Origin of the sequence: Aminobacter anthyllidis (genome assembly GCF_018555685.1) — a bacterium.
Classification (GTDB): Bacteria; Pseudomonadota; Alphaproteobacteria; order Rhizobiales; family Rhizobiaceae; genus Aminobacter; species Aminobacter anthyllidis.
This window is the reverse complement of record NZ_JAFLWW010000008.1, coordinates 217,877-225,269: the sequence shown is the minus strand read 5'-3', so window position 1 is coordinate 225,269 and position 7,393 is coordinate 217,877. Positions and strand designations below refer to the sequence as shown.

5 protein-coding genes and 1 pseudogene are annotated in these 7,393 nt (G+C 61.4%); 3 read left to right on the top strand and 3 right to left on the bottom strand.

The genetic code is table 11. The features are described 5' to 3' along the window. Positions 1-407: pseudogene (locus J1C56_RS25035) on the bottom strand (hypothetical protein); the annotation flags it as partial. Positions 408-593: 186 nt separating this feature from the next. Between J1C56_RS25035 and J1C56_RS25030 the strand changes: the two are divergent. Continuing rightward, positions 594-1,151, top strand: coding sequence for a transglutaminase-like cysteine peptidase (locus tag J1C56_RS25030; RefSeq protein ID WP_214392714.1), 558 nt, complete (start codon positions 594-596; stop codon positions 1,149-1,151). Positions 1,152-1,166: 15 nt separating this feature from the next. Here the strand turns inward: J1C56_RS25030 and J1C56_RS25025 are convergent, their stop codons facing one another. Both J1C56_RS25025 and J1C56_RS25020 read right to left on the bottom strand, forming a co-directional pair. Continuing rightward, positions 1,167-1,649, bottom strand: a complete 483-nt coding sequence (locus tag J1C56_RS25025) for a hypothetical protein (RefSeq protein ID WP_214392713.1) — start codon at positions 1,647-1,649, stop codon at positions 1,167-1,169. Between the two features lie 7 nt (positions 1,650-1,656). Continuing rightward, a complete protein-coding gene (locus J1C56_RS25020) occupies positions 1,657-2,520 on the bottom strand; it encodes a helix-turn-helix transcriptional regulator (RefSeq protein ID WP_246591909.1) in 864 nt (287 codons plus the stop codon). A gap of 659 nt (positions 2,521-3,179) precedes the next feature. On the opposite strand from J1C56_RS25020, the gene J1C56_RS25015 reads away from it, so the two are divergent. Both J1C56_RS25015 and J1C56_RS25010 read left to right on the top strand, forming a co-directional pair. Next, a complete protein-coding gene (locus J1C56_RS25015) occupies positions 3,180-4,985 on the top strand; it encodes a hypothetical protein (protein WP_214392712.1) in 1,806 nt (601 codons plus the stop codon). Between the two features lie 142 nt (positions 4,986-5,127). Beyond that, complete coding sequence (locus J1C56_RS25010) at positions 5,128-7,173, top strand: type I secretion protein (RefSeq protein WP_214392711.1); 2,046 nt, start codon at positions 5,128-5,130, stop codon at positions 7,171-7,173. The last annotated feature ends 220 nt before the right edge of the window (positions 7,174-7,393 follow it).

Here is a 7,393-nt window from a genome sequence, read left to right as displayed (position 1 = left end):
CCGTCGCCATCGCCGTCGCCATCACCGTCGCCGTCGCCATCGCCGTCGCCGTCACCGTCGCCATCGCCGTCACCATCACCGTCACCATCGCCGTCGCCGTCACCGTCGCTTCCGGTGCCGCCGTCATCGCCGTCATTTTCGCTGCCGGCCAAGACGGCCGCGATCAGCGACGTGGTCAGTGGTGGGCATTGTGCCAATTCGTCAGCCGACATGATGCTGCTGCGATTGAGCGCGATGCAGCACATTTCATAGTTGCTTTGGGAGAGTGGCTGGCATTGCGCGGCCGCCATGCGTGGCCGCACGTTGCTCTGAGCTGAAGCGGGGAAAACAAAGCTGACTGCCGCAAGAGCCGAGGAAACCAGCAGAATCGTGTGAATCCTGCGCACGCAGGTTGGGTACGTAGTCATTTCTTCCTCCTGAGGGAAAAAATGCGCCCGTCCCCAAACTGGCGCTATGATCACGTGTTCCGATCATCGGAAACACTTTGTTAAGCATACGCCCTTTTGAAATCGGTGCAAAGCCCGCCCGCATGGGTTGATTTATCTAGCTCTAATATGCTGTCTGCTAGTACCCATTGAGAGGGGGAACAGCACATGCAGAAGTTCGCGGCGCTCGTTGCGATCGCCTTGCTTTCGGCTGGCTGCAGCCAGTCTGCCACCTCAGGATCAAGCATGAGTACCGTCGGCTATGCCTTTGCCCCGCCGGCGGCAAACACCTTTTGCGCTAGACAACCGGGACTATGCAGCACCGCCGGCAAGACCAAGGTAATGGCGCTGACCGAAGCGCGCATGCGCGACCTCAAGAGGGTCAATGCCTCCGTCAACCAGCGCATCCAGCAGCGCGAAGACATCGCCACAACAGGACGTGACGACGACTGGCGGCTGCCGACATCGGTGGGCGATTGCGAAGACATCGCCATTCTCAAGAAGAACGAGTTGCGCAAGCTTGGCTGGCCGGCCTCTACACTGCTGTTGACCGTCGCCACCTATGGCGGCACCGGACACACGGTGCTGACGGTGCGCACCGACAGCGGAGATCTCATCCTGGACAACCGTACTGGCGCCATCAGGAACTGGAAGAGCACACCCTACCGCTACTTTGCGCGGCAGTCGCAGTCGGAAAGCGGCAGGTGGACGCGTATCGGTGCCTGAGGTTACTCGGTCCGCTCAGTGCGGAAACGAATTGTCCTCGACGATCTTCCATATCTGCCGGTTGATGTCCCTGATCGCCTCGATCGAGGCCGAGATGCGATGCATCTCGTTGTCGTCGAGTTCCTCGTTCTTGCCGTAGCGAACGCTGTCCTTGCTGTCGAAGATACGCATCAGCTGGGTGCTTGCGCGCGTGCCGGTCTCGTCGAACGAATAGATGCAATGGCTGTATTTGTTTCGCAGCTTGCCCTGGTGCGTCAGCTGATCGGCAACCGAAAGCACGGCGTCCCGGCAGGCCTGCGGTGTCTTCGCCATCTTGGCGAGCCGCTCGACGAGGTCGAGGCGCGCGCGCGTCGTGTTCAACGTCAGGAAGATGATGATCGCCGTTTCCTTGTCGACCTTGGCAAGACCGGCGATCAGGTAGATGAGCAGGCTCTCGGTGTTGGTCCAGGTGTAGTTGAGCTGGCCAACGGTAAGCAGCACGTCCTGGAAACGCGGCATCTTGCTCTCATGACAACGTTTGCTGCGCATGAAGCACGGCGACATCGCCAACGCGTCGTTCGCCGCTTTCCCGCCGCTTGTGATAGACTGCGGCGGCCTCGGTGCGGTTGTGGGCGCCGAGCTTGGTGATGATGTTGTGCAGATGGATCTTCACCGTGTGCTCGGAAAGGCCGAGTGCTGCGGCGATCAGCTTGTTCTGCAGGCCGCGGGCGACCATGGCCAGAATCTGCAATTCGCGCTCCGTGAGTTCGTCGAAGTCGTCCACCTCATTGTCCTGTGGGACTTGTGCCTTCGATGGCGCGTCGAAACTGACGGCAGGCCCGGTAGCGCCGGCGCGCCGCCTTTCGATGATCGGCTCGAACAGTGACAACGGAAAATACTCGCCGCCGCGCAAGACCAGGCGGACAACTGACAGCCATACGTCGAGCTTGAGATTCATCGGCAGAACGCCGCGCACATTGCGCGCCGTGACCACGTCGCGGATCGAAACCTCCTGCCGCCCGTCTTCCTGGATCAGCATGATCTGCGCCGACGGATGCAGAAGCGCCAGCCGTTCGGATTGGGCCGCGACCTGGGGCAGCTGCTTGGCCTCCACCAGGATCAGCGACACAGGAGCATCGAAGCCCACGCAGGCATCAGCGAGCGTCGGCACCTGATCGACGGTGATCCAGTGGAATTCGCGTTCGATCGCAAAGATAAGGCTCTCCGACACGAAGTCGGCCGGAGCAACGATCAGCAACGTCTTGCAGGTTTTCTGAGCGGAGCCATCCGCTCCGTTAGCGCGGCGTGCGCTGGGAATTGCCACTCGGTACATGAGTTCACCCACCCAATGTTCACAAATGCGCGTCTTTTTTCCCCCAGTTGCCGCCATTGGGGACCATTGTTTAGATACCATATACCGCTTGTTAACGGTTCGGTATATGCAAGATGAGCTAGCGAATGCCCCGGCATAGCCCTTCCGGACAATTCGACGCTCAAGCGAGCTAGCCCTTCGGCCTATTTCGGCTAGCCCAACCATACGATCATCGGCATCGCCTTTTGCCCGATGCAAGCAGCCGGAACTTGGGCAATTCTCCTGAAAATGACTCGCAATTGTAGATTTGTGGCAAGAGGTCAATATTTCTGACCGATCATCGGCTGCAATAGCTAGATCAGCGCCGCGACTTCTTGGCATGCTGACCCAAACAGCCTAGCGCGAACTGTCAGCTTACAATTTCCGGGTCACGGCCACAAACTTTGTTGGTTCAAGCAACATGGGCGTGGGTGCTTGAGATTCAGCAATCAGTCGCAATTTTGGCCATCTGTAGCGGCCTCGCGTTCACGACATTGTGAGAATCCGAGCCCCCCACCCCGCCAACAACGGGGAGGTCTTCAGCCATCCAGAACTGAGTTCAGGGTACCCGGCTATCAGTCCCCTCAGCCAGGCGACCCATCGTTTCTCCATCGAAAACTCAACCGACCGCGTGAACCCAAGACCGTGTGAAAGATGAGAACGGTCAAGTGACTGCGGTCCCAACCGAGGACAATACGATGTCATCTGATCGTAACAGCAACAATCTCAACGCGTTTGGCCTGCAATTCGTCGGCAACGACATTGATTTGGGCGGCGACAGCGAGAACGAAAACAAGAACGAAAACGAAAACAAGAACGAAAACGAGTCCGACAACGAGAACAAGAACGAAAACGAGTCCGAGAATAAGAACGAGAACGAATCCAAGAACGAAAACGAGAACGAATCCAAGAACGAGAACGAAAACAAGAACGAGTCCGAGAACAACAACGACAACGAGAACAAGAACGAATCCAAGAACGAGAACACCAACGAGAACAAGAACGAGACCAAGGTCGAGGTAGACGTCGACGTTGATGTCGAGCTCGACGGCCGTCTCGGCGACTACAAGGAAGACAATGATTTCGCCGACATCGACGGCAACGTTAAGGGCGACGTGCTCTTCAGCAAGGACGGCGACGTCAACTACAATCCGGGCGACGACATCAGCTTCAAGGACGTCTTGACCGGCGCGATGGGCGCCAACAGCAACGCATTCGTCATCACCCAGACCGCCGACATGGTCGACAACGACAAGCTTGAAGAAGCTACCGTCAAGAACGACGGCGACTTCAAGCAAGAGTTCGACGCCAAGGGCGGCCATGCATCCGCTGAAGAAGGCATCAATGCCGATGGCGGCGGCGGCGGCGGCGGCGACGCCAAGGCTGGCGAAGCCGATGGCGGCGACTCCGGCGATGCCAAGGGCGGCGAAGCCGATGGCGGTAAGGGCGAAGGTGGCCTGGCGCTCAGCGCAGCCTTGGGTGGCGACGCCAAGGGCGACACCAAGGCTGAAGGCGGCGACAGCAAGGGCGGCAGCGCCGACACCGACGCTGACGGCGGCAAGGGCGACGGCGGTCGCGGTGGCGACGGCGGCACCGGTCTCGGTCTCGGCCTCGGCCTCGGTCTCGGAGCTGGACTTGGTCTCGGCGCAGGAGAAGCTGACTCGGGCGATGCCAAGGGCGATGGCGGCAATGCCAAGGCCGACAGCGGCGATGCCGATGCAGATTCCGGCAAGGCCGATGCTGGCAACGGTGGCGACAATGGCGATACCGAAGGCGGCGACGCCAAGGGTGACGGCGGCGACGGCATCGACGCATTCGTGCCGATCCTTCCGATCCTGAACTTCGGTGAAGGCGGCGACGCCAAGGGTGACGGCGGCAATGCCAAGTCCGACACCGGCAGCGGCGGCGACGCGGATTCCGGCAACGCCGACGCCGACAGCGGCGACGCCAAGGCGAACGCCGGCGATGCCAATGGCGATACTGGCAATGCTCTCGGCTTCGGCCTCGGCGCAGGCGTCGGCTACGGCGACGGTGACGGCAGCGGCGAAGGCAGCGGCGGCGGCGGCGGCGGCGGCGGCGCAGGGACCGGTGGTTCGGCTACCGCAGGCGCGGCAACTGGCGGCGCAAGCACGAGCGGCAGCGCCTGGGCTTATGGCGACGGCGACGGCGGCAACGCACTGAGCGGAGCCTGGGCTGACGGCACTGGCGGCAACGCCACTGGCGGCGCCGCCTGGAGCGGCGGCGGCGGCGGCGGCGGCACGGTCGGCGCAGCAACTGGTGGAGCCGGTGGCGCAGGTGGCGCGGGCGGCAACTGGGGCTCGGGCAATTCCGACGACGGCTATGTCACTGGTGAAAGCTTCGCCAGCGCCGACGCCATCATCGACACCAGCGCTTTCAACCAGCAGATCGTGATGGGTGCCAACCTGCAAGGCAATACGGTCGACATGACCGTTGTCGGCGGCAACTTCACCGAGACGCTGACAGGCGAAGACGACAACGCCTGATCGCCTGGCGCCGGTCGAATGATTTGCGACCAACAGCCAAACGAAACGGACTGCGCGGAGTTTTCCGCGCAGTCCTCAAACGTGACCGGCGGCAGCGCCTAGGCGCTGCTGCTCCGTTCACAAAGGGGCGGAGGCTAGGCAGATGAATTCCGTTTACTTGGACAAGGTCTCTGACGCGATAGCCCACTTCGTCGGGCTCTTCGATATGAATGTCGAGGCAGCACGTCAGAAGCAGGCCTATGATGGGTTCAAGGCGACCCAACAGGCCGAAGAGCAGCTTCCGGACCCGCAAACCGTCGCCATCAAGGTCGACGCCTCTCACACCCTCAAGGATTTTGATCCGCATGTGCCGTATCTGGCGATGCGGCCCGAGATCGAGCAGGTCACCGTCTGGTCGAAGGTTGCCTTCACTCCTCCTGATGTACCGGTCCCCGACGGGCCATTCCTGCACGATTTCACCCGTCTTCCCGATGGCACGACGGTCGGGTCGGGCGGCGTCGTCCTGCCTGATATCGACCCGCCAGGCGATCTGGCCGCCATCATCATTCAGGACATCCAGCTCTCCGACGACGACTATGTCGGCTTCGGCGGCAGCGGCTTGAAGTTCACTCCGGCAGCGCCGGACAACAGCGCGCTGGACGAGTTGCAACAGGCAGCGGCCGACTTGTCGCCGATCGACGACCTGACACTTCCAGGCACGACCGAGGAGATGGCGACTTTCGTGACCACCGCCGTGGACCGGTTCGACGCATTCGATGCTGCCGACCACGGCCACGCCGACGTCTTTACCGTGAAGAGCGAGACCATCGAAGGCACATACCTCAACGGCCAGCTGGTCGACGAGGCCGATGTTCCCAAGATGGAGGACTACGTCAACTTCCTGAAGGAACAGGACGACGAGGAGGACGTAGCTGGACCGGACGGTCCGCTCGACATGGACACACCTCCTGATTCCGCCGACTTCATGGACGGCTGGGGCGACGGCACGGTGAACCCGCGCGTCGAGATCAGCACAGGCGGCAACTCCGTCATCAACAACGCCGTCGTGGTCAACGAGTGGGTCTCGGCCGAGGTCATAGCCGTCATGGGCGACCACTTCTCGTTGAACGCGATCGTCCAGATCAACGGCACCTGCGATGTCGACAGCGTCGGCGCGGCGGTGGGCGGCTGGCCGTTCGATCCGGGTGGTGAAAACCAGAGCTTCAACATAGCGATGTTCAAGCACATCGACCCCTCCGCCGACACCGGCGGCGAGGCCGCGCCTCCACCTGCAGGTTTCCCTGCCTACTACGTGGTCACCGAGATTTCGGGCGACCTGCTCATGATGAACTGGATCGAGCAATACGCGTTCGTCATGGACAATGACGTCGTCATCGCTTCCTCGTCGGGCGTTCAGTCCGTCGTTTCGACCGGCGACAACACCGCCTTCAACGGCCTCAGCCTGTACGAGCTCGGCAGCTACTACGACCTCATCATTGTCGGTGGCAACGTCTACGACGCCAGCATCATCTGCCAGCTCAACCTGCTGCTCGACAACGATATGATCGGCGCCGTCGACGGCTTCGAGACGACGGGCGAAGGCTCCGCCTCGACGGGCGAAAACCTGCTGTGGAACCAGGCGAGCATCGTCAATGTCGGCGCGGGCACCTGCGAGCCGCTGCCCGATGGCTACGACACGGCAGCAGCCGACCTCGCGGCCGGCAACAAGGAGTTGCCGAACTCGATCCTGCAGGACGCCGCATTCGCCGGCATCGGCGTGCTGCGCGTGCTCTACATCTCCGGCGACATCTACAATCTGCAGTACATCAAGCAGACCACCGTGGTAGGCGACAGCGACCAGGTGGCGCTTGCCATGAACCAGATGGTCGCCAATCCCGATGCGGAATGGACGATCACAACCGGCGGCAACCAGTTGGTCAACGACGCCACCATCGTCGACGTCGACGGCGCGTCAAAGATCTATGTCGGCGGCGACAGCTACTCCGACGAGATCCTGATCCAGGCCAACCTCGTGTCGAGCGAGCCGGATTTGGGCGGGCAGGATCCGGACACGCTCGTCAACGAAGCGGTAGCTTTCCTCGATGACGGCAATGGCGACGACACCGGCGACGCTTCCCAAGGCACCAACATCACACCGCAAGCCGCCGATTCCGGATCGGCCGACGTCATGCAGCACATGCTGGGCTGAGCCGAATTAGAGGGGCACAAGATGACTGACGACCGTGAAGGCTGGAGTGGTTTTCATAACGCGCCTGATGAAGGCGACAACCAGGACAGTTCGCCGGCACGTCCGCGGACATCAGAGCCCAAGCCCTTGCAGCAGGCCCGCCTGTCGAATGCCGTAGCTCCTCAGGAGCAGGCGCTGGACAGGCTGGAGCGGTATATCGAAAACGTGGTGGGCGAGTTGC